The organism is Martelella alba, assembly GCF_005217455.1.
In the GTDB taxonomy this organism is placed as follows: domain Bacteria; phylum Pseudomonadota; class Gammaproteobacteria; order Enterobacterales; family Enterobacteriaceae; genus Acerihabitans.
In genome coordinates, this window is sequence record NZ_SZPQ01000178.1 from 1 (window position 1) to 561 (window position 561).

Annotated in this window: 1 protein-coding gene; it reads right to left on the reverse strand. The window is 52.2% G+C overall.

The annotated features are described in order from the left end of the window. Positions 1-36 precede the first annotated feature (36 nt). A partial coding sequence (locus tag FCN80_RS26300) for an integrase core domain-containing protein (protein ID WP_136993297.1) occupies positions 37-561 on the reverse strand: 525 nt, incomplete at its 5' end.

The window sequence follows — 561 nt, forward strand, 5'->3', positions numbered from 1 at the left end:
TGATCTTGACCCGTTATATTCAGACAGCTTTTATCTCTAAGTTAGTGTTATCCGTCGGCTCCGGTATTCCCTCGGTGAGAGGTATCCCAGCGCACTGTGCGGGTGGTTTTCATTGTAATGTTCGAACGCCGCTGCCAGATTTATCAACGCTGTTCTCACATCCGGTTTTGGCATGAAACTGATGTAATCACTTTTCATCGTTTTTACGAACCGTTCAGCCATCCCATTGCTCTGCGGACTGCTCACTGCTGTTGTGCACGGCTCCAGATTCAGTTCCTTCGCGAACCTCCGTGTTTCATGCGCGACATACGCTGAGCCGTTGTCCGTCAGCCACTGGATTGATGTGGCTGGCAACTGATTACCGAACCGCTTTTCCACGGCACCCAGCATCACATCCTGCACCGTACTGCTGTCGTAACCACCTGTACTGGCTGCCCAGTCTATGGCTTCTCTGTCGCAGCAGTCCAGCGCGAACGTCACTCGCAGCTTGTCGCCATCATCACAGCTGAACTCGAAGCCATCTGAACACCAGCGAAGATCACTTTCAGCGACCGCAACTTT